The sequence below is a fragment of the Collimonas fungivorans genome, assembly GCF_028292705.1.
Lineage (GTDB): Bacteria > Pseudomonadota > Gammaproteobacteria > Burkholderiales > Burkholderiaceae_D > Collimonas > Collimonas fungivorans_B.
Window position 1 is genome coordinate 1 of record NZ_JAQGLV010000280.1, and the last position, 19,893, is coordinate 19,893.

Genomic DNA, 19,893 nt, shown 5'->3' on the forward strand with positions numbered 1-19,893 from the left:
CCCATTTCACGGATTTCCGCGACGCGGGTGCGTATCAGGACGCCGCCGGTGGTGATCAGGATGATTTCATCGCTAGGTTCCACCAGCGTTGCCGCCACCACCTTGCCGTTGCGCTCGCTGGTCTGGATCGCGATCATGCCCTTGGTGCCGCGACCGTGGCGCGTGTACTCGGTAATCGGAGTACGTTTGCCGAAGCCGTTTTCAGTCGCGGTCAACACCGATTGCTGTTCATTTTCCGCGACCAGCAAGGCGATAACCTGCTGGCCTTCTTCCAGGTTCATGCCGCGCACGCCGCGCGCGGTACGGCCCATCGGACGCACATCGTTTTCGTCGAAGCGCACTGCCTTGCCGGAATCGGAGAACAGCATGACGTCATGCTGGCCGTCGGTCAGCGCAGCGCCGATCAGGAAGTCGCCTTCATCCAGGTCGACCGCGATGATACCGGCCTTGCGTGGATTGCTGAAGTCCGACAATGGCGTCTTCTTGACGGTGCCCAGGCTGGTCGACATGAAGACATAACGGTCTTCAGGGAAACTGCGATTGGCGCCCGACAACGGCAGCACCACGGTGATCTTCTCGCCATCCTGCAGCGGGAACATGTTGACGATAGGCTTGCCGCGCGAGTTGCGCGAACCTTGCGGCACTTCCCAGATCTTCAACCAGTACAGGCGGCCGCGATTGCTGAAGCACAAGATGTAATCATGGGTATTGCCGACGAACAGCTGGTCGATCCAGTCGTCTTCCTTGGTCGCCATCGCTTGCTTGCCGCGGCCGCCGCGTTTTTGGGCGCGGTATTCGGAGACAGGCTGCGCTTTCATGTAGCCGGTATGCGACAAGGTCACCACCATGTCTTGCGGCGTGATCAGGTCTTCCGTGCCGAGATCGGTAGGATTGTGTTCGATCTGCGAGCGGCGCTCATCCTTGTTGCCGATGCCGTATTCGTTCTTGGCAGCGGTCATCTCGTCGGTGATAATGACGGTGACGCGTTCCGGCTTGGCCAGGATATCCAGCAAGTCGGCGATCTGCGCCATCACGTCTTTGTACTCGTTGACGATCTTGTCTTGTTCCAGGCCGGTCAGGCGTTGCAGGCGCATTTGCAGGATTTCCTGCGCCTGGTCGTCCGACAGGCGATACATGCCGTCGGTCTGGATGCCGTAATGCTTAGGCAGGTTTTCCGGACGGAAGGACTCGATGCCGCCAATGTTTTCGTCGCCGGTGCGGGCCAGCATCTCGCGCACCATGGACGAATCCCAGGCGCGCGCCATCAGCTCGGTTTTTGCGACCGGCGGAGTCGGCGCAGCTTTGATCAGAGCGATGAAATCGTCGATATTCGCCAGCGCTACCGCCAGGCCTTCCAGCACGTGGCCGCGTTCGCGCGCCTTGCGCAGTTCGAACACGGTGCGGCGCGTGACGACTTCACGGCGGTGCGACAGGAAGCATTCCAGCATCTGCTTCAGGTTCAGCAGCTTCGGCTGGCCGTCGACCAGCGCCACCATGTTCATGCCGAAGGTGTCTTGCAGCTGGGTCTGCTTGTACAGGTTGTTCAGCACGACCTCGGCGACTTCGCCGCGCTTGAGCTCGATCACCACGCGCATGCCGGACTTGTCCGACTCGTCGCGCAGATCGGAAATGCCTTCCAGCTTCTTGTCGCGCACCAGTTCAGCGATGCGTTCCAGCAAAGCCTTCTTGTTTACCTGGTACGGCAGCTCGTCGATGATGATCGCGGTGCGACCTTCACGTCCGAATTCTTCGAAGTGGGTCTTGGCGCGCATCACCACACGGCCGCGGCCGGTGCGGTAACCGTCGCGCACGCCAGACACGCCGTAGATGATGCCGGCGGTCGGGAAATCCGGCGCCGGGATGATTTCGATCAGCTCGTCGATGGTGCAATCGGCGTTGCGCAATACGTGCAGTGCGCCATCGATCACTTCAGTCAGGTTGTGCGGCGGAATGTTGGTCGCCATGCCGACCGCGATGCCGGACGAGCCGTTGATCAGCAGGTTGGGGATGCGCGTCGGCAGCACCGACGGTTCTTTTTCCTTGCCGTCGTAGTTGGGCACGAAGTCGACGGTTTCCTTGTCGAGGTCGGCCAGCAGTTCGCCGGCGATCTTGTCCAGGCGGCACTCGGTGTAACGCATCGCTGCCGCGCCGTCGCCGTCGATCGAACCGAAATTGCCTTGGCCGTCGACCAGCATGTAGCGCAGCGAGAACGGCTGCGCCATGCGCACCAGCGTGTCGTAGATCGAGGCGTCGCCGTGCGGGTGGTATTTACCCATGGTTTCACCGACCACGCGCGCGCACTTCACGAACGGGCGGTTCCAGACATTGTTCATTTCGTGCATCGCGAACAAGACCCGGCGATGCACCGGCTTGAGGCCGTCACGCACATCCGGCAGCGCACGGCCGACGATCACGCTCATCGCGTAATCGAGATAGCTCTTGCGCATTTCTTCTTCGAGGGAAATTGGGATTGTTTCTTTAGCGAATTGATCCATTAGCGAGTCGGCGAGTCTTTAATTTTTCTAATTGCGGGACAGAGTTTAAGAGCCACCGCAGCGTGGCGAATTACTCTGTCCTCAACTAATCAGATAAAACGGTTAAGTTACAAATAACAGCAATTGTGGCCAGAGTCATGACCAATGCAGCGCGGCGGATTTCTCCAATACTCTGTTCCCCATTACCAAGGCTACCCAGAATGATAGCCATAAGACGTATGATTTTAGCACGCGGGGAAGCCGGTTCCGGCTTTTCAGAGGCTTGATGAAATCCTGTGTATCAGGGCTGAAAAACGGCCCGCCGGAAAAAATATGTTTAAATGCCGCCTTGCCCGGTAATCAGGCGATTCCAAAAACAATCCTGCCTTTACCATTTCTATCAGGAAACAATTTATGCGTCATACCACCGCGCTGAGCCTATTGCTGGGTTCAGCCCTCGTCCTTGCGTCCCATCCCGGCTTCGCCCAATCCGCCACAGTTTCCCCTGAAACAAGTGCTTATGTGCATGATGGAAACGGTCCCGTTGTCCGCAGCCAGGACGGTTTGTGCTGGCGCTCCGGTTATTGGGACCAGAATGATGCCGTGACCGGCTGCGACGGCGCCCTGGTGGCGCCGGTGATGAAAGCCAGCGCGCCGGCCCTGGTCGCCGATCCGATGATCGCCAGCAATGAAGTTGCCCCGGCAATTGCACCCAAGCAATGCGATGCCGGCGTAACGCTGGCCAGCGACCAGAATTTCAGTTTCGGCAAGGCAACCCTGACCAAGGCGGCCAAACAACGCATCGACCAGCAGATCATTGCCAAATTGGCAAATTGCGCCAGCACGGATCTTATATTAGTTACCGGCCATACCGATCGCCTCGGCTCGGAGGCTTATAACCGGAAATTGTCGCTGCAACGCGCCGGCAACGTCGCCAGCTATTTGAAGAGCAAGGGTGTCTCTAACAAAATAGAAACCGCAGGCGCCGGCGCGTCCGATCCGATATTGCAATGCAGCAATAAATTGAGCCGCAGAAAACTGGTCAACTGTCTGGCCCCGAATCGCCGAGTAGTAATAAAAATGCAATCAAATTAAAATAAAATAGATAGTTTTCTTGCGTCGATGTAAGATGTCGCCCGTGGTGATGTTTTCATAATGTTATGTTGTATGAAAACAACGAAGCAGGCAAAACGTGAGCTGGATCATTTGGCATCCTTCGCTAGCGCTTGAAGCCTGTGGCAGAATGGTGGTCAAGTTCATTGCGTGTGGTCAATCCCACATGTAACGGCCTGAACCACGTGATACTATCCAATTTTTGATGTCGTATATTAGTTGCGCAGTTAATCTGCGGATATCTCAACCGAGAGGAGAAACATGAATAAATTAGCAAAACTCGTCTTCGCTGCGTCCGCAGTCGTCGCACTCTCTGCCTCCGCGCAGGAAATCAAAGATATCCAGGCGGCTACTCCTAACAGCGCCTACGTGCAAGATGCACGCGGTGTAATCGCACGTGACCCATACGGTCTGTGCTGGCACACCGGCTACTGGACACCAGCTGACTCGGTCCCAGGTTGCGACGGCGAAATCGCTCAAGCCGCACCTCCAGTAATTCCAGCTCCTCCAGTAGTTGTTCCGCCACCTGCTCCAGTGTCGCAAAAGGTTACTTTTGCTGCTGACGCATTCTTTGACTTCGACAAAGCTGTCCTGAAGCCAGAAGGCAAAGCCAAGCTGGATGACCTGACATCGAAACTGGGCGCAATCAACCTGGAAGTCATCATCGCTGTTGGTCACACTGACTCGATCGGTTCAGTTGCTTACAACCAGAAGCTGTCGGTTCGCCGCGCTGAAGCTGTCAAGGCATACCTGGTCCACAAGGGTGTTGAAGCTAACCGTGTTTACACCGAAGGTAAGGGCAAGTCGCAACCGGTCGCTGACAACAAGACCGCTGCTGGCCGCGCTAAAAACCGTCGCGTTGAAATCGAAGTTGTTGGTACACGTACCAACTAATCGATTCAAACTCGATCAGAACCCCGCCTCGGCGGGGTTTTTTTTCGCACAAAAACAAGCGCCGCGAGCCAATCCGGAAACTTTCGGCAATGGTTTTTAATCAGACAACAAACCGCAACACCGCACTTTCCAGCTATGATTCAACCTATGAACGCAGACCCATCAGAACTCAAGAAATTCAGCGACCTGGCCCACCGGTGGTGGGATCCCGAATCCGAATTCCGCCCTCTGCATGAAATCAACCCCTTGCGCCTGGAGTGGATCAACTCGCGCGCCGCGCTGGCCGGCAAGCAGGTGCTCGATATCGGCTGCGGCGGCGGCATCCTGGCCGAATCCATGGCGCGCAAAGGCGCTGTCGTCACCGGCATCGACCTCTCCGACAAAGCCCTGAAGGTAGCCGACCTGCACAGCCTGGAATCCGGGGTCCAGGTCCGCTATGAAAAAATCGCCGCCGAAGAAATGGCCGGCCGCGAAGCCGGGCAATTCGACGTCGTGACCTGCATGGAAATGCTGGAGCACGTGCCCGATCCGGCATCCATAGTGCGCGCCTGCGCCACGCTGGTGAAACCGGGCGGACAAGTGTTTTTCTCGACCTTGAACCGCAACCTGAAAGCCTACCTGCAGGCAGTGCTGGCGGCCGAATACCTGTTGCGCATGTTGCCCAAGGGCACGCACGACTACGCCAAGTTCATCACGCCGGCGGAACTGGCGCAATTCGTCCGCAACGCCGGACTGACGGTGGATGTCATGCGTGGCATGAGCTACAACCCGCTGACCCAGATCTATTCGCTCAACCAGGACACCAGCGTCAACTACCTGATGGCTTGCACCCGGCCTGCTTAGCTGGTCCGACTAATTGCTTCCGGCCGGCGCCGCACTTGATCAGCGCCGGCCGTTTTCTCGTACTTTAGGAACCACCCATGCCCTTGCCAATGCCGCGCGCCATCCTGTTTGATCTTGACGGTACGCTTGCCGACACTGCTCCGGACCTGGCTGCCGCACTGAACCGATTGCGCCGCGACCGCGGCTTGAGCAGCACCCCCTACGAACAACTCAGGCCGCATACCTCGGCCGGCGCGCGCGGCATGATAGGCGCCGCCTTCGGCCTGAAACCGGGCGATCCCGACTACGAAGAATTGCGGGTCGGCTTCCTCGACCATTACGCCGCCGCGCTGGCGGTCGACAGCACCTTGTTCGAGGGCATACCGGCCTTGCTCAGCGACCTGCGCCAGCGCCGGCTCGGCTGGGGCGTGGTCACCAACAAGGCGGCCCGCTTCACCGATCCCCTGGTTTCCCAGATCGGCCTGGGAGATGCGGATTGCGTCATCTCCGGCGACACCACACCCCATGCAAAACCGCATCCGGCGCCGCTGCTGGAAGCGGCGCGGCGCCTCAAGCTGCAGCCGCAGGAATGCTGGTATGTGGGCGACGATCTGCGCGATATCCAGGCGGGCCGCGCGGCGGGCATGGTTACCGTGGCCGCGGCCTGGGGTTATTGCGGCGAGAGCGCACCGGAATCCTGGGATGCAGATGCCCTGATCGATACTCCCCAGCAATTGCTGGCTTTGCTGCCGCAAGCAGTCTCGAAGAATTGAATTAATCAGCGGGCAATACTGTCTGGCGGTATATTGTGGACATGCTTGCCCATAAGGAATAAAAATGGCAAATATCCCTCGTCCTTCCTGGCTGCCGCGTGCAATGCGCTGGACCGGCATCACAGTCATCGTGTTGCTGGTGCTGGCCCTGATCAGCTGGCTGGCGGTGCCGCCGGTCGCCAAGCACCTGGTGGAACAACAGATCGAAGCCCAGCTCGGGCGCAAGGCGACGGTCGGCAAGATCGCTTTCAATCCGTTCAACCTGGCGCTGACGGTATCCGATTTCACGCTCTATGAGCAAGACAAGACCACCGCCGCCTTCTCGGCAAAAACGCTGGTGGTCAATGCCTCCTCGGCTTCGCTGTTCCGGCTGGCGCCGGTGCTCAATGAAGCCAAGCTGGTCAATCCCAGCCTGCATGTCGTGCGCACCAGCGCCGACGGCATCGGCCGCTACAATTTCTCCGACATCATCGACCGCATCCTGGCGATGCCGAAGAGCGACAAGCCGACGCTGTTTTCGGTGTCGAATATCCAGCTGGAAAACGGCAGCATCAAGTTCGACGACAAAGTCACCAACAAGCTGGTCGACATCCAGGCGCTCAATATCGGCCTGCCCTACGTCTCGAACTTCCCGAGCAAGGTCGACACCTTCGTGCAGCCGCATCTTTCGGCCAAGGTCAACGGCACGCCGTTCGACCTGAAGGGTCGCAGCAAGCCGTTCGCCGGCAGCCTGGAAACCTCGCTGGCGATCGATATCGACCAGCTCGACGTCGCCAGCTTCGTGGCGTTTTCGCCGGTGGCGCTGCCGCTGGCCATCCAGAGCACCAAGCTGTCGACCAATCTCGACCTGACCTTCCTGCGCAACAAGGACAAGCCGGAAGTATTGCTGTCGGGCGCGATCAAGCTGGCCGACGTCGCCCTGGCCGACAAGAATGCCGCGCCGCTGCTCAAGGCGCAGGCGATCAATGCCCAGATCAGCAAGCTCAATGTACTCACCGGCGCCGCCGCGCTCGACCGGATCGAGATCCAGCAGCCGGAAGTCTGGGTCAACCTGAATGCCAGCGGCAGCCTGAACTGGGCCGCCCTGAGCACTCCTGCCGCAAAACAGGAAATCGCCAAGGATGCACCAAAAAAACCGGCCGGCCCGGCGCCGCAAATGACCTTGGCCAAGCTCAGCATCCACAACGGCACAGTCAACTGGCTGGATGCAGCCAATGCTTCGCCGGCGCTCAACCTGCAGGTCAAGAACGTGGCGCTGGATGCGAGCCGGCTATCGCTGGCACCTGACGCCAAGCCAGCCACCGTGACCTTGTCCACCGGCGCGGAAAACGACCAGCATATCCAGTTCATCGGCCAGATCACTCCCGCCAAAGGCATCGTCGCCGGCAAGGCCAGCATCAACGCCCTGTCGCTCGCGCCTTACCAGCCCTATGTCAACCGTTCGCTGGCAGCCGTGCTGTCCGGCCAGCTGTCGCTCAATACCTTGCTGGCAATCGACGGCAGCCGCATCCGCCTGCACCAGCTGGGCATCGATGTCGACGATCTCAAGGTGGCGGCAAAAACCAGCGCCGGCGGCAGCATAGGCGCCAAGAAAATCAGCCTGGAAAACGCCAGCGTCGATACCGAAGCGCACACGTTCAACGCCGACGCCTTGCGCCTGGCCGGGATCCAGGGCGACGTCAAGCGCGATGCCCAGGGCAAGCTCAACCTGCAGCAATTCATCGCCAACACAGGCAGCGCGAACAAAAGCGCCCCCACCCCTCCTGCCGCCGCCAAGAAAAGCGGACCGGACTGGGTCGCCACCGTCAACAAGTTTGCCGTCAGCGACAGCAGCCTGGCCTACCAGGACGACTCGGTCAAACCGACAGTCAAGCTGCGCGCCGACGGCCTCAACCTGAGCGCCGACAATATCTCCAGCAAGCTCGACAAAACCATCAAGGTTTCGCTGCGCACCCAGCTCAACAAGACCGGCAAATTGTCGGCCGACGGCAGCGTCGCGCCGCAATTGAAATCGATCGCGCTCGACCTCGACGTGCAAAACCTGCCGGTGGCCGCCTTCCAGCCGTATTTCACCGACTACCTGAACGTGAACCTGACCTCGGGCCAGGCCAGCACCAAGGGTAAACTGTCGCTGACACCGCCCAGCGGCCGCCAGCAACTCGCCACCAGTTACAACGGCAACCTGCGCCTGGCCAATTTCCGCGTGCTCGACAAGGAAACTTCCTCTGATTTCCTGAAATGGAAACTGCTCGACGTCAGCGGCATCAACGCCAATATCGGCGGCCCGCGCCAAAACGTCACGCTGGCGAAGATTGCACTGAGCGATTTCTATGCGCGCATCATCTTGTCTGAAACAGCCAAGCTGAACCTGCAAGATATCGTCGTCTCGAAAAACGCCCCGGCCGGCACGCCGGCGCCATCGCTGACTTCCGCCGAGGCGGGCGAAGGCATGGGCCAGGGGACGCCAAAAGTCACCAAGTCCACTGCCGAAGGCAAGACCACCGTAGCCCCTATCGCTGCCGCGCCACCTAAAGAGAATGCGCCGGTGATCAAGGTCGGCCAGGTTGTCATCAAGGGCGGCAACATCAACTACACCGATAATTTCGTCAAGCCGAACTACACCGCCAACATGACTGGCATGAACGGTACTGTCGGCGCGATCGCCTCCGACAAGCCGCAGCCGGCGCCGATAGACTTGAACGGCAAGATCGACAATGACGCGCCGGTAGCCATTTCGGGCTCGCTGAATCCGCTGTTCAAACCGATGTTCCTCGATATCAAGGCCAGCGCCAACGGCGTCGAACTGCCGCGCCTGACGCCATATGCCGCCAAGTACGCCGGCTACGCGATCGAAAAGGGCAAGCTGTCGATGGATGTCAGCTACCACATCGAAAACGACAAGCTGGTGGCGCAGAACAATGTACGCATCGACCAGCTCACCTTCGGCAACAAGATCGACAGCCCGACCGCCACCAAGCTGCCGGTGCTGCTGGCGGTCGCCCTGCTGAAAGACCGCAACGGCCAGATCAACATCAACCTGCCGATTTCCGGCACCTTGTCGGATCCTGAGTTTTCGATAGGCGGCATCATCGTCCGCATCTTCATCAACCTGATCGTCAAGGCCGTCACCTCGCCGTTCGCGCTGATCAGCTCGGCCTTCGGCGGCGCCGGCGGCGACGATCTCGGCTACGCCGAATTCGCGCCCGGCTCAGCCACCCTTACTGCAGCTACGCAAAGCAAGCTGGACACCCTGGCCAAGGCCCTGATCGACCGCCCGGCGCTGAAGCTGGACCTGATCGGCCGGGTCGATCCGAAAAGCGACACCGATGGCGTGCGCCAGCAAATCCTCAACCGCAAGCTGAAAGCGCTGAAGCTCAAGGATTCGGTTGACGGCAGCGACGATGCGCAGTCGGACGATGTGACCCTGACCGACGCCGACAAGGAAAAATACATGAGCAAGGTGTATGGTTCGGAAAAATTCGACAAGCCGCGCAATATGGTCGGCCTGGCAAAATCGCTGCCGACCGCGGAGATGGAAAAACTGATCGTCGCCAACACCACGGTGACCCAGGACGCCTTGAGCGCGCTGGCGACCCGGCGTGCCGAAACGGTCCGCAAGTACCTGGAAACCAAGGGCCAGATCCCGCTGGAACGGATCTTCCTGATCGCGCCGAAACTGACGGCCGACGGCATCAAGGACAAGGGTCAGCCGAACCGGGTCGATTTTGCGCTGAAATAGAGAGATTCCGGCAAGAGGAAAATTGTCTCTTGCCGGAAGAACGACTGCAACATCATACGCGTTGCAGTCCCAGTGAAAACACCACGCCGTCCGCGACATTCAATGCGCTAATGGTCCCGCCCATCTTGGCCATATACGTCTTGGCGACAAATAGCCCTTGTCCCCGGCTGCCGTTCGCACCTGCATCAAGCTGATCCGACACGCCGTATTCGAAAATCTTGTCGATCAGTTCGTCAGCGATATTCGGCCCGTAATTATGGATGGCGATGGTGGCTGCGGTTTCCGTGGTTTTCAGGTCGATGGAAATCGTGGAGCCCGGCTGGCGACAGCGATCGGCATTGCGCAGGACGTGTGTGACCACGTCCTCCAGGGAGTAGTCGTCCGCCCGGACCATCACGCCTTCCTGCTCACCGGAAAACCTGACGTCCGCGATACCGACCAGCGGCGCATTGTCCGCCACGTTGCCGAGAAAAGCGCCGATGTCGATGGCAGTCACCTGCAACACCGTGGATTGAAACGCCTCGCTGGGAGAGGCGCTGCCATACAGCACCCGCACCGCCTGCTGCATGCGGTTGATGTAGCGACTGCTCTGGCTATCGGCGGTGCCGTGCAAGGCCATCAGCGACTGCAGCGGCGACATGATTTCATGGCCCACCGCATGCCACATTTCCTTTTCCTGCTCGGCGCGGATTTCCTCCCGCTCGACATCTTCCCTGACGCGCCTCAGCAGGTCATGCAGGCAGCTTGCCAGCACGCCAAGCTCATCGGCGCCGCGCAAGTCGGTCAGGTCGAACTGGTCGAGGCCGCCTGAACCCTTGACGATCTTCGACACCTTGGCTGCACGCCTGGTCAGCATCGTGATGCGGCGGATGATGCCGATCTCGATGATCAGCCAGGCGACGAACAACGCCAGCAGCATCGCCCCGACAAACCACAATACCCGCGCAGCCACCACGCCCAGGCTGCGATTGACACTGCGCTCGTCGCCTATCAGGGTCACCTCATAGATCCCGGCCGAAGTCACGACCGATTCCCTGCTTTCGTTCGGCGGACCGACTTCGTCCACGGGCAGGCGGCGCACCAGGCGGCTTAGCAGGCGCGAGGTATCGTCCGGATGATCTTCGGCGCCGATCAGGCTGACCAGATCGGCGCCGTCAGCCGCGCCGCGCTTCTTGATGCGCAAGCTCTCGCCCGGCAACAACAGCGAAGTCAGGTCGCTCACGGAAAACGCCCGTGCCGCGGCGGCGCTTTTACTATCGAAAAGCAGCGGGCCGTCGCCCGGGGGCAAGACCTCGATACGCACCTGGATGTTATCCAGGTCGGCCGGCGGCCAGACCGGATTTTTTTGCTGGAACAGGGCATCCTGCAAGATAGCCACCGGCAGGCGCAGCGAGAAAAATGCACTGCGCGGGCAATCGGCATCGCCGTCGCCCTGCCCGGGTTTGCTGCAAGAGGTGCTTTGCCAGATCCAGCCGCGGAAATCCTTTACCGGCCTCGCTCCTACACGGCCGCTATCGTCATCGAGAAAACCGGTCAGACGGCCATGCGCGCCGCGCGTTTGAACCGCATTCGGATCACCGTTCTTTTCAAACGGCGCAATCCAGCGATAGGTCTGCCCGCGCAACATCACTGTCACCCGCACTCGATGCGCGTCATCGATATCCTGCTCGCCGCGCTGGTGCGGCATCAGTTCGCCGCTGACGAAACTGCCGGCAACATAAATGAAGCCGCCGGCCCAGGGGTTGTTGCCGATGGCCACGCATAGTGCGCCGTCGTCGCCATACTGCACCAGGCAGCCAGACATGGTAATGGCTTGCCGCACTTTGTTCTGGTCATCAAAATCGAGCGAGGGAAACGGCAGCAGTACCGGGTGCAGTGCAGCCGCGCCGCTATTCTCAGTGCGCGGATTCAGCAGCGCCAGTTGTCCGGCGGGATGGCGCAGGGTGGCCAGGATCTGGTCGCCGGTCTTGCGGAAACTGGCCTGGTAATTCTTGTAGCTCAGCTGCTTTTCCTGCTGCAGCACGTACAGCGCCAATGCAAGGGTAGCCGCGGCGAGCAGCAGGAAGGCGCCGCGAAACAGGATGCGCAAGCGGTATTGAGCGATATTCGGAAAGCTGATCTTCATGTGCAGTCATCCCCGCGGTTGAAGTGACGGCACATCATTTTTCCTGGTCGACCCAGCGAAAGCCGCGCATCGGGATATTTTCGATGCAGGCAAACTCTGCATCGACCTCGCGGAACGCATCGCGGATGGTGCTGACGTGCTTGCGGATATTGTCGCGATTGCGCCCGCTCTTGACCACCTGGAACAGCTGCTCATAGGTCACGACCTGGCCGCGATGCTCGTACAGCGCGGCCAGCAAGCGCTGCGCCGTCAGCGGCAGGTTGATGCGTTGCGCGCGCCAGATCGGGGTTTTCTGGCGCAGCGGGTCGATCGACAGTTCATTGCTGCTGGCGGCAGGCACACTTTCCTTCGCGCTGTTGCGATCCTTGGCGGCGCGCAGGATTTCCAGGAAGGTATCGATGAAATCGGATTCCTCGAAGGTTGCCTTTTGCAGGTAATCCCAGGCATCCAGCGCCTTCATGATGCTGCGGTAGATGGTGGCCGGCATGGCCGACACCACCAGCACCGGCGTTGCCTGGCCCTTGTTGATGGCGTTGATGATGGCGACGCCGGCATGCCGCTCGCGCCCCAGTTCGATGTCAAGCACCACCAGGTCATAGTTCTCGCGCGCCAGCGCCGCTTCGGCATCATCGCGCGTATACCACTGGTCCACCTGGATGCCGGGCCTGGCCGATTCGATCCAGCCCTTGAGCTGGTTGCTGGTCGGGATGTCGTCTTCGATCACCGCTACTTTTTGTGCCTGCTTTGACATTTTTTCTCCGCTACATCCGCTATCAATCACACCCGTCGTCCCCGCTCTTTTCGTGGCCTGCAGGATGAAGGGTCATGAAAGTATCCACGCTTTCCCATGAAATGTCTGCGCCGCGCTGTGAGTATTTCTTCACACGGCTTACCGGACTGCGACGTTGCGGAGCATTCAACGCTCCCGGATAACGCGACTGCCCCTGCCCGGCCATTGTTACTTCCGCGGCCTGGGGCGCAAGATTCTTCCCAGGGAAAAGCACTGCATGCCGCTCCCAACCATCGAATTACCACATCAACCGGGGGAAATATCATGTCTGAACGGCTCGAATCACTGGCGCAGGGCCTGCTTGCACTGCTCACCACAACCATTTCGGCAATCGGCGCTACGCTGGTCGGCCTGGCCCGTGCCGCCCGGCGTGCCTGGATACTGTTGCTGGCGCTCGCGCTGATAGGCGGTAGCGGCTACGAGTTGATTACCCACCCGCCGTTCAAGACCCTGGAGCCCGGTGAAGTCGGCATCCGCGCCAACAAGCTCACCGGCGGCACCACCGAGGTAAAAGACGGCCTGGTCGTGGTCATCCCCGGCCTGCATGAACTGCGGCGCTACTCGCTGCTCGACCAGGTCTATCGCCCGGTCCGCAGCAGCAAGGCGAATGGCGAAGCGCCCTTCCAGTCGATCGAGGGCCTGTCGCTGGGGGTGGACCTGACCATACGCTACGCCATCGACCCCGCCAGGCTGGCCGCCATTGCCGAGAAACTGCCTGCCGACATCAACGGCGAGATCGTCGAGCCGATGGTGCAGGGCGTGATCTACAAGTCCTTCACCCGCTATTCGGTGCGCGACATCTTTTCCACCAAGCGCGGCGAGATCCAGAAAGAAATAGAAAGCGAACTGAAACCGAAACTGGCGGCTGACGGCATCATCCTGCGTGGCGTGCAGATGGGCCAGGTCGACCTGCCGCCGGAGTACCGCCAGGGCATGGAAAAATTGCTGGCCGAGGAACTGGAAAGCGAAAAAATGAAATACACGCTGGAGCTGAAGAGCAAGCAGGTGCGGCAAACCGAGCTGGAAGCTGAAGCCGACAAGGTCAAGCGCGAAAAATCGGCGGAGGCAGCCGGCAACGAACAGATCATCGCCGCCAAGGCCCAGGAAGAAGCCATGAAACACGTGCTGCCGTTCAAGCAAAAGCAGATCGAGCAACGCCAGTATGAAGCCGAGGCAGAAAAGGTATCGCGCATCAAGACCGCGGAGGGCAGCGCAGAAGCGCGCCGTATCGAAGCCACTGGTGAAGCCGATTCACGCCATAAACTGGCCGACGTCGAAGCTTATCGCCTGGAAACCATCGGCAAGGTCACCAGCGCCCAGCTTGAACGCGATGGCGCGCTGATCTCGAAGAACCCCTTGCTGATCCAGAAAACCATGGCCGACAAACTGTCCGACAAGATCTCGGTAATCATCGCCCCGCCTCCAGCCAACGGCGGTTTCATCGGCTCGGCCCTGCTCGGCGGCGGCCAGACGGTTGCTTCGCAAAACCCGCAAACCGGCGCTACCGCAGCTCAGGAGACACAACAATGATGCTCGCCGCCCTGGCCCTGGTCGCCATCGTCACCCAGGATAGCGCCGCCTTGCGTGCCGCGCCCCGCGAATCGGCCCAGCAGCAAGCCGTGCTGTGGCAAGGCGACAGCCTGGAAGTGCGCGGCGAAAAGATGGACTACCTGCAAGTGTACGATCACCGCCGCGAGCGCGGCGGCTATATCCGCGCGTCGCAAGTGCGTACCCAATCGCTGGAACCGAAAGACGCACCCGACCTGCTGGCAGTGGTGCGCTTCCTGCGCGACACGCCGGGAGCCGAGGCGCTCGGCATCAGCTACGCGGCGGCCTACCTGAAAGCAGCGCCGGCCGAAGCCATCGGCCCCGAACCGTTCGATGCGCTGGGCACCATGGCGGAGCGCCTGGCGCGCCGCGCTTCGGCCAAACGCGGAAAAACCGACGACACCGTATTGGCGGCCCATCTTGAAGTGGCATCCAGCTATGGCATCGGCATGCGGGGTTTCGAGCGCGACGGGCGCATCCAGCTTTGCTACAACGGCGAAGCCTTCCGCCGCGTGCTGGCCATGAAATCGGACGATGGCCAGCGTGCCCGTGCTGCCCTGGCGCTGACCCGGCCCGAATGCGTGGACCCCAACCTCACGCCCACCGACCGCAACAGCCTCGACGCCTGGCGCGGCGACATCCTCGACCGGGTACAACTGACCAATCTGCCCGAATACGAAAAAAACCGCCTGCACCTGCGCCGCGCAGGTGTCTGGGCCAGCATCGCCTTCGAACGCGCCAGGCAGCGCCAGCCGGCGCAGGAAGCCGCCAACCGCGCCTTGCAGGAACTGGCCGGCGTCAACAAGCAAGAAATCGCCGAACCGGACGCGGCCGCCTATACCGATGCCGCCGTGCGCGTCGCCGCCTCGCGCTGGGCTGCAGAACCAGAACCTGCTGCCGGCAGCGGCCTAGCGGTCGTCACCACACCTGGAGAAGCCGGCGAAACCTGCGTCACGCTGGTAGACGCCAAACACGATCAAAAGAACCCGCTCTTCAGGCGCTGCACCTACGGCCTGGTCTGGAAAGCCTCGGCCAGCGTCAACGCCCAGCAAACCGCACTGGCGCTCGCCGTGCAACCGCTCGATTCATGGCGCGAGCTCTGGGTCTTCCGTCAGGGAGAAAAAGGCTGGACCATCGACATCCTGCCGCCGGCCGCGAATACGCCCGATATCGGCTACCTGGAATTTGCAGGCTGGGTGCCTGGCAGCACGAAAATGCTGGCGGTGCGCGAAGCGCGCGTGGACGGGCGCTTCAAGCGCAGCTTTGAAGTGATCCGGATGGATACCATGGATGTCGAAAAACAGGCCGACAACCCACGTTCCCTGAGCCTGTTTTACCGCTGGCAGGATCCAGCATGGAAAAGGGGAACCTTGAGCATGCGGTGAGGGATGGACACGTACCAAATGCGAGCCATGGGCTGCATGCCAGCCAAGCCCCTGGGATGCCGGCCTCGGATCGAGCGATAAAGTGCTATACTGACACCTGCTTTACCCTCGGGGGCGACCTGGTTTCGACGTGGGTTACAAAGCAGCGCAGGGCATACCGAGGACCGACTACCTCGTAAATACAATCGGAATAGATCTAACTGCAAACGATAACTCGTACGCACTAGCCGCTTAATAACCGGTTAGCTCTACACCATCTCGTCCCTGGGGTGGGCTGGTAAAACAGCAGTAGAGTCATTTACAGGGAATCGCTTTTAGTCGGGTTACTTGGCTGAAAGTTAAATTTAGGTGACTCGCCTGAACGAAGCGTGTGCGTCCGCGTCGGCTGGGTTAAATCAAATGACAGCACTAAGTATGTAGAACTGTCTGTAGAGGACTTGCGGACGCGGGTTCGATTCCCGCCGCCTCCACCATTATTTCATTGGAAACAATGACCCCGGCATATGCGGCCTCCAGAAATGGAGGCCGTTTTGTTTGGCGCTTCAAAACCTGGAACCCGGGCCCAATCCAGCGAGGTAAGGAAACAACAATTCACCTCGCATTCGATGCATTTTCCAAGCCTTTTCACACCGCCTGCCAACAGTTTTTTCGTAAATTCGCAGGAAAGAAACAGCGCGACACAATTCCCGATTATTCCGTATACAAACTTTCTGCACAGACATAGAATCCTGTGCGTAACAATCGTTGCAGCTGCAATGCGAGCCATTGAAAAATGGACATGGGTTCGTTCAATTGATTCTGGGAGTCTTCTTGTGAAGCGTTACGCCGGTGTATTTGCATGTATTCTTGTCTATTCCCTTGCCTTGGCAACCACCTTGCTGCCGGCCCATGAGAGCCGCGCCGATGCACTGGAAGACGTGCAGAACCGTCGCGCGATCCGCATCGCGGTGCCAAAAGATACGCCGCCGTTCGGCGCTGCAAACCAGTACAAGGCGCTGGAAGGTTTCGATGTCTCGATCGCCAGGATGATTGCGCTGGAACTGGGCGTCAAGCTGGACATGGTGCCGCTCGACAGCGGCGACCGCATTCCGTCGCTGCTGAACCGGCATGTCGACCTGGTAATCTCCAGCCTCGGCAAAAATCCTGAGCGTCAAAAACAGATCGATTTTTCGCAGGCTTACGCGCCGTTTTACCTCGGCGTCTTCGGCGCGCCGGGTACCGACGTGAAAAATGCGGCCGGACTGGGCGGCAAGACTATCGCTGTGCTCAAAGGCTCGATCGAAGACGGAGAGTTGAGCAAGGTTGCGCCGGCGTCGGCCATTATCAAACGCTTCGCCACCGAGCCTGAGGCCGTCAAATCCTATTTGCAGGGCGACTCCAAATTGCTGGCGGCGGGCAACGTGCTGATTTCCGCCTTTACCAAAGAGCAAGCGGAAGCAACCCAGCTGAAAATCGTGCTGAAAGACTCACCCTGCTTTATTGGCATTAATAAGAATGAAACCGCATTGCTGAACAAGGTCAACGCCATGCTCAGCACCATCAAGCAGAACGGCATGCTCAATGTCAACGCGCAGCGCTGGTTCAAGGCGCCTTTGCCAGACAGCGTGCTGCACAGCTCTATCGAATAAGACCGAGCCGCGCTGCATTGAAAAAAAAGGGATTCCGCAAGCGGAGTCCCTTTTCTCTTTGTAGGATAAGCTTGGGCAAAGTTGGCGGCGCGGCGCCGCCACGGCTTCCAGCAATATTGACGACACCAGGCATATGAGCCAATCCGGGATTCCATCCGCAGCACACACAGCACTTCCCCCACCTGCTGTCAGTTTTCGGGAGGCCTTCCTGTTCTGGCTCAAACTGGGTTTCATCAGTTTCGGCGGACCTGCAGGCCAGATCTCCATCATGCACCAGGAGCTGGTTGAGAACCGGCGCTGGATTTCGGAACGGCGCTTTCTGCATGCGCTGAACTATTGCATGGTGCTGCCAGGCCCGGAGGCGCAACAGCTGGCCACTTACATCGGCTGGCTGATGCATCGCTCTTGGGGCGGCATCGTGGCTGGCGTCTTGTTCGTGCTGCCTTCGCTGCTGATCCTGATCGCCCTGTCCTGGCTGTATATCGCCTTTGGCAATTTGCCGCTGGTCGCCGGCCTGTTCTACGGCATCAAGCCCGCCGTGACCGCCATCGTGCTGCAGGCAGCGCACCGGATTGGATCGCGCGCCCTAAGGAACAATGCGCTGTGGGCGATTGCCGCGGCGTCGTTCGTGGCGATTTTTGCCTTGCAGCTGCCGTTCCCTGTCATCATCGCCGCCGCTGCGCTGATCGGTTACATCGGCGGCCGCATCGCGCCGGACCGTTTCAAGACCGGAGGCGCGCACGGCAAGGCGGACCAATCGTTTGGAGCGGCACTGATCGACGACCATACGCCGACGCCGCAACATGCGCAATTCCGCTGGCGCACCTTGTCATGGATAGCCATCGCGGGCGCCTTGTTGTGGGCGCTGCCGATGGGCTTGCTGACGGCGTCCTACGGCTGGCATGGCGCCCTGACGCAGATGGGCTGGTTTTTCACCAAGGCGGCGCTGCTGACTTTCGGCGGCGCTTATGCGGTGCTGCCGTATGTGTATCAAGGCGCGGTCGAACACTATGGCTGGCTGACGCCGACACAAATGATCGATGGCCTGGCGCTAGGTGAGACCACGCCCGGGCCGCTGATCATGGTGGTGGCTTTTGTCGGCTTCGTCGGCGGTTATGTCAAAGCCGTCTTCGGCCCGGACAGCCTGTTTCTTGCCGGCACCGCCGCGGCGGCACTGGTGACCTGGTTCACTTTCCTGCCTTCTTTCCTGTTTATCCTGGCCGGCGGCCCGCTGATCGAAGCCACCCACCACGACCTCAAATTTACCGCGCCTCTCACGGCGATAACCGCCGCCGTGGTGGGCGTGATCCTGAACCTGGCAGTGTTCTTCGGTTACCACGTGCTATGGCCGCAGGGTTTTGGCGGCGCCTTTGACTGGATATCGGCATTGATTGCGCTGGCCGCAGCTGTCGCCCTGTTCCGTTTCAAGCGCAATGTAATCCATGTCATCGCGGCGTGCGCGATAAGCGGCCTGGTGCTGAAGATGTGGGTGCTGTGAATCGAATCGCGCAACTTGTTGCGGCAGATGTGATAAGTTCGGCAAACGATCTGGAATTCAAGCAGGAGAACATTATGCCAAGCGCACGCCTGAATGGCGAAACCATCACCGATTGGGACAGCTTTCATACCGAATGCGCACAGGTATTCGGTTTTCCCGAATTCTACGGCCGCAACATGAATGCCTGGATCGATTGCCTCAGTTATTTGCGCGATGAAGACGGCATGAGCAAATTCCGGCTGCAGGAAAACGAAGTACTGAGCATCGAGATATCGCACAGCGAAAAACTGCGCCAGCAGGCGCCCGAGATCGTCGAGGAGCTGGAATTCTGCATCACGGCGATCAATGAGCGCTACGATGACTACGGCGAAAAGCCGGCGCTGAAACTCGTGCTCCGTTAAAGCTTCTCGTGATGCGGGGCAGTCCTGATCTACGGTTGCCGGGATGGGCGCAGATAGTAGATGTCCCATTCCTCTTCTGCGAGAAATTCAAAACCATTGCGTTGGTAAAAGCGGTTGGAATCGCTGCCCCTGAGGGCGCCTACGCGTAACGGCAGCGACAGCGCATCCGCTTCTTTAAAGACCTGGGCCAGCACGGCCGTCCCGAGCCCTTGCCCCTGGCAAGCTGGATGAATATAGAGATGATCCAGCAGCAGCTGGTCATCCGCAGGTTTGACGACAACAAAACCTGAACGCCGGCCATCAGCCATGACATGCCGTGTATAAAGCGCCGAAAAACTGGAATGGAAGCGCTCGCGCGCGCGGGCCGGATCAAAGCGGCCGATGCGTTCCAGGCTTTCACGCATGGCGGCTATGCGCAATGCCAGCAATTCTTCAAAATCGGTTTCTACTGCCGGGACCAGGGTGACGAGTGGCGGGTTCGACGCGGGCATGCGGGCTTTCAGAGTTTTCTTTGGATTGATTTTATCTGAATCAGCGAAGCGGGATCCTGTGCGCACACTGGTCCACAAACCATTTGCGCAAAGCAAAAACCCTCTGCAGTTGTCTGCAGAGGGTTTTTTAATAAAAGCCTGACGATGACCTACTTTCACACTGGTTGCAGCACTATCATCGGCGCAAAGTCGTTTCACGGTCCTGTTCGGGA

General features: G+C 59.5%; 14 protein-coding genes and 1 other RNA gene. 11 read left to right on the plus strand and 4 right to left on the minus strand.

Going from position 1 to position 19,893, the window contains the following annotated elements; translation table 11 throughout:
- A partial coding sequence (gene gyrA / locus JWQ61_RS15690) for a DNA gyrase subunit A (protein WP_304361350.1) occupies positions 1 to 2,495 on the minus strand: 2,495 nt, incomplete at its 3' end.
- Positions 2,496 to 2,888: 393 nt separating this feature from the next.
- On the opposite strand from gyrA, the gene JWQ61_RS15695 reads away from it, so the two are divergent.
- The 5 genes from JWQ61_RS15695 to JWQ61_RS15715 all read left to right on the plus strand — a co-directional run bounded on the left by JWQ61_RS15695 (position 2,889) and on the right by JWQ61_RS15715 (position 9,815).
- The gene (locus JWQ61_RS15695; RefSeq protein WP_304361351.1) at positions 2,889 to 3,569 is read left to right on the plus strand and encodes an OmpA family protein; all 681 of its coding nucleotides are present in this window, start codon (positions 2,889 to 2,891) and stop codon (positions 3,567 to 3,569) included.
- Positions 3,570 to 3,848: 279 nt separating this feature from the next.
- Positions 3,849 to 4,481, plus strand: coding sequence for an outer membrane protein OmpA (gene ompA, locus JWQ61_RS15700; RefSeq protein WP_304361352.1), 633 nt, complete (start codon positions 3,849 to 3,851; stop codon positions 4,479 to 4,481).
- Between the two features lie 147 nt (positions 4,482 to 4,628).
- Positions 4,629 to 5,324 carry a bifunctional 2-polyprenyl-6-hydroxyphenol methylase/3-demethylubiquinol 3-O-methyltransferase UbiG gene (gene ubiG / locus JWQ61_RS15705; protein WP_041742485.1) on the plus strand — a complete coding sequence of 232 codons (696 nt, stop codon included), beginning with the start codon at positions 4,629 to 4,631 and terminating at the stop codon, positions 5,322 to 5,324.
- A 77-nt stretch (positions 5,325 to 5,401) separates the two neighbouring features.
- A complete protein-coding gene (locus tag JWQ61_RS15710; RefSeq protein ID WP_304361353.1) occupies positions 5,402 to 6,076 on the plus strand; it encodes an HAD family hydrolase in 675 nt (224 codons plus the stop codon).
- Positions 6,077 to 6,140: 64 nt separating this feature from the next.
- Positions 6,141 to 9,815: a DUF748 domain-containing protein gene (locus tag JWQ61_RS15715; protein ID WP_304361354.1), complete on the plus strand. Its 3,675-nt coding sequence runs from the start codon at positions 6,141 to 6,143 to the stop codon at positions 9,813 to 9,815.
- 52 nt (positions 9,816 to 9,867) lie between these two features.
- Here the strand turns inward: JWQ61_RS15715 and JWQ61_RS15720 are convergent, their stop codons facing one another.
- Entirely contained in the window at positions 9,868 to 11,940 is a 2,073-nt protein-coding gene (locus tag JWQ61_RS15720; protein ID WP_304361355.1) for a sensor histidine kinase KdpD, read from the minus strand.
- A 34-nt stretch (positions 11,941 to 11,974) separates the two neighbouring features.
- Complete coding sequence (locus JWQ61_RS15725; protein WP_304361356.1) at positions 11,975 to 12,691, minus strand: response regulator transcription factor; 717 nt, start codon at positions 12,689 to 12,691, stop codon at positions 11,975 to 11,977.
- Between the two features lie 303 nt (positions 12,692 to 12,994).
- Here JWQ61_RS15725 and JWQ61_RS15730 point away from each other — a divergent pair, with 303 nt between their 5' ends.
- From JWQ61_RS15730 to JWQ61_RS15755, 6 genes are all read left to right on the plus strand, one after another.
- Positions 12,995 to 14,260 carry an SPFH domain-containing protein gene (locus JWQ61_RS15730; protein WP_304361357.1) on the plus strand — a complete coding sequence of 422 codons (1,266 nt, stop codon included), beginning with the start codon at positions 12,995 to 12,997 and terminating at the stop codon, positions 14,258 to 14,260.
- Positions 14,257 to 15,663, plus strand: a complete 1,407-nt coding sequence (locus JWQ61_RS15735) for a hypothetical protein (protein ID WP_304361358.1) — start codon at positions 14,257 to 14,259, stop codon at positions 15,661 to 15,663. The genes JWQ61_RS15730 and JWQ61_RS15735 overlap by 4 nt, the downstream gene beginning before the upstream one ends.
- A 110-nt stretch (positions 15,664 to 15,773) precedes the next feature.
- Positions 15,774 to 16,136: a transfer-messenger RNA gene (gene ssrA, locus JWQ61_RS15740) on the plus strand.
- A 57-nt stretch (positions 16,137 to 16,193) separates the two neighbouring features.
- Positions 16,194 to 17,291: a transporter substrate-binding domain-containing protein gene (locus tag JWQ61_RS15745; RefSeq protein WP_304361359.1), complete on the plus strand. Its 1,098-nt coding sequence runs from the start codon at positions 16,194 to 16,196 to the stop codon at positions 17,289 to 17,291.
- A 133-nt stretch (positions 17,292 to 17,424) separates the two neighbouring features.
- Entirely contained in the window at positions 17,425 to 18,789 is a 1,365-nt protein-coding gene (gene chrA / locus JWQ61_RS15750; protein ID WP_304361360.1) for a chromate efflux transporter, read from the plus strand.
- A 74-nt stretch (positions 18,790 to 18,863) separates the two neighbouring features.
- Positions 18,864 to 19,190, plus strand: a complete 327-nt coding sequence (locus tag JWQ61_RS15755) for a barstar family protein (protein ID WP_304361361.1) — start codon at positions 18,864 to 18,866, stop codon at positions 19,188 to 19,190.
- A gap of 29 nt (positions 19,191 to 19,219) precedes the next feature.
- On the opposite strand, the gene JWQ61_RS15760 is transcribed toward JWQ61_RS15755, so the two are convergent.
- A partial coding sequence (locus JWQ61_RS15760; RefSeq protein WP_369684904.1) for a GNAT family N-acetyltransferase occupies positions 19,220 to 19,893 on the minus strand: 674 nt, incomplete at its 5' end.

Excerpts from the sequence above, each read along its gene's own strand:
- JWQ61_RS15695 (WP_304361351.1), top strand. The coding sequence starts at position 2,889 with ATGCGTCATACCACCGCGCTGAGCCTATTGCTGGGTTCAGCCCTCGTC.
- ompA (WP_304361352.1), top strand. The coding sequence starts at position 3,849 with ATGAATAAATTAGCAAAACTCGTCTTCGCTGCGTCCGCAGTCGTCGCA.
- ubiG (WP_041742485.1), top strand. The coding sequence starts at position 4,629 with ATGAACGCAGACCCATCAGAACTCAAGAAATTCAGCGACCTGGCCCAC.
- JWQ61_RS15710 (WP_304361353.1), top strand. The coding sequence starts at position 5,402 with ATGCCCTTGCCAATGCCGCGCGCCATCCTGTTTGATCTTGACGGTACG.
- JWQ61_RS15715 (WP_304361354.1), top strand. The coding sequence starts at position 6,141 with ATGGCAAATATCCCTCGTCCTTCCTGGCTGCCGCGTGCAATGCGCTGG.
- JWQ61_RS15720 (WP_304361355.1), bottom strand. The coding sequence starts at position 11,940 with ATGAAGATCAGCTTTCCGAATATCGCTCAATACCGCTTGCGCATCCTG.
- JWQ61_RS15725 (WP_304361356.1), bottom strand. The coding sequence starts at position 12,691 with ATGTCAAAGCAGGCACAAAAAGTAGCGGTGATCGAAGACGACATCCCG.
- JWQ61_RS15730 (WP_304361357.1), top strand. The coding sequence starts at position 12,995 with ATGTCTGAACGGCTCGAATCACTGGCGCAGGGCCTGCTTGCACTGCTC.
- JWQ61_RS15735 (WP_304361358.1), top strand. The coding sequence starts at position 14,257 with ATGATGCTCGCCGCCCTGGCCCTGGTCGCCATCGTCACCCAGGATAGC.
- chrA (WP_304361360.1), top strand. The coding sequence starts at position 17,425 with ATGAGCCAATCCGGGATTCCATCCGCAGCACACACAGCACTTCCCCCA.
- JWQ61_RS15755 (WP_304361361.1), top strand. The coding sequence starts at position 18,864 with ATGCCAAGCGCACGCCTGAATGGCGAAACCATCACCGATTGGGACAGC.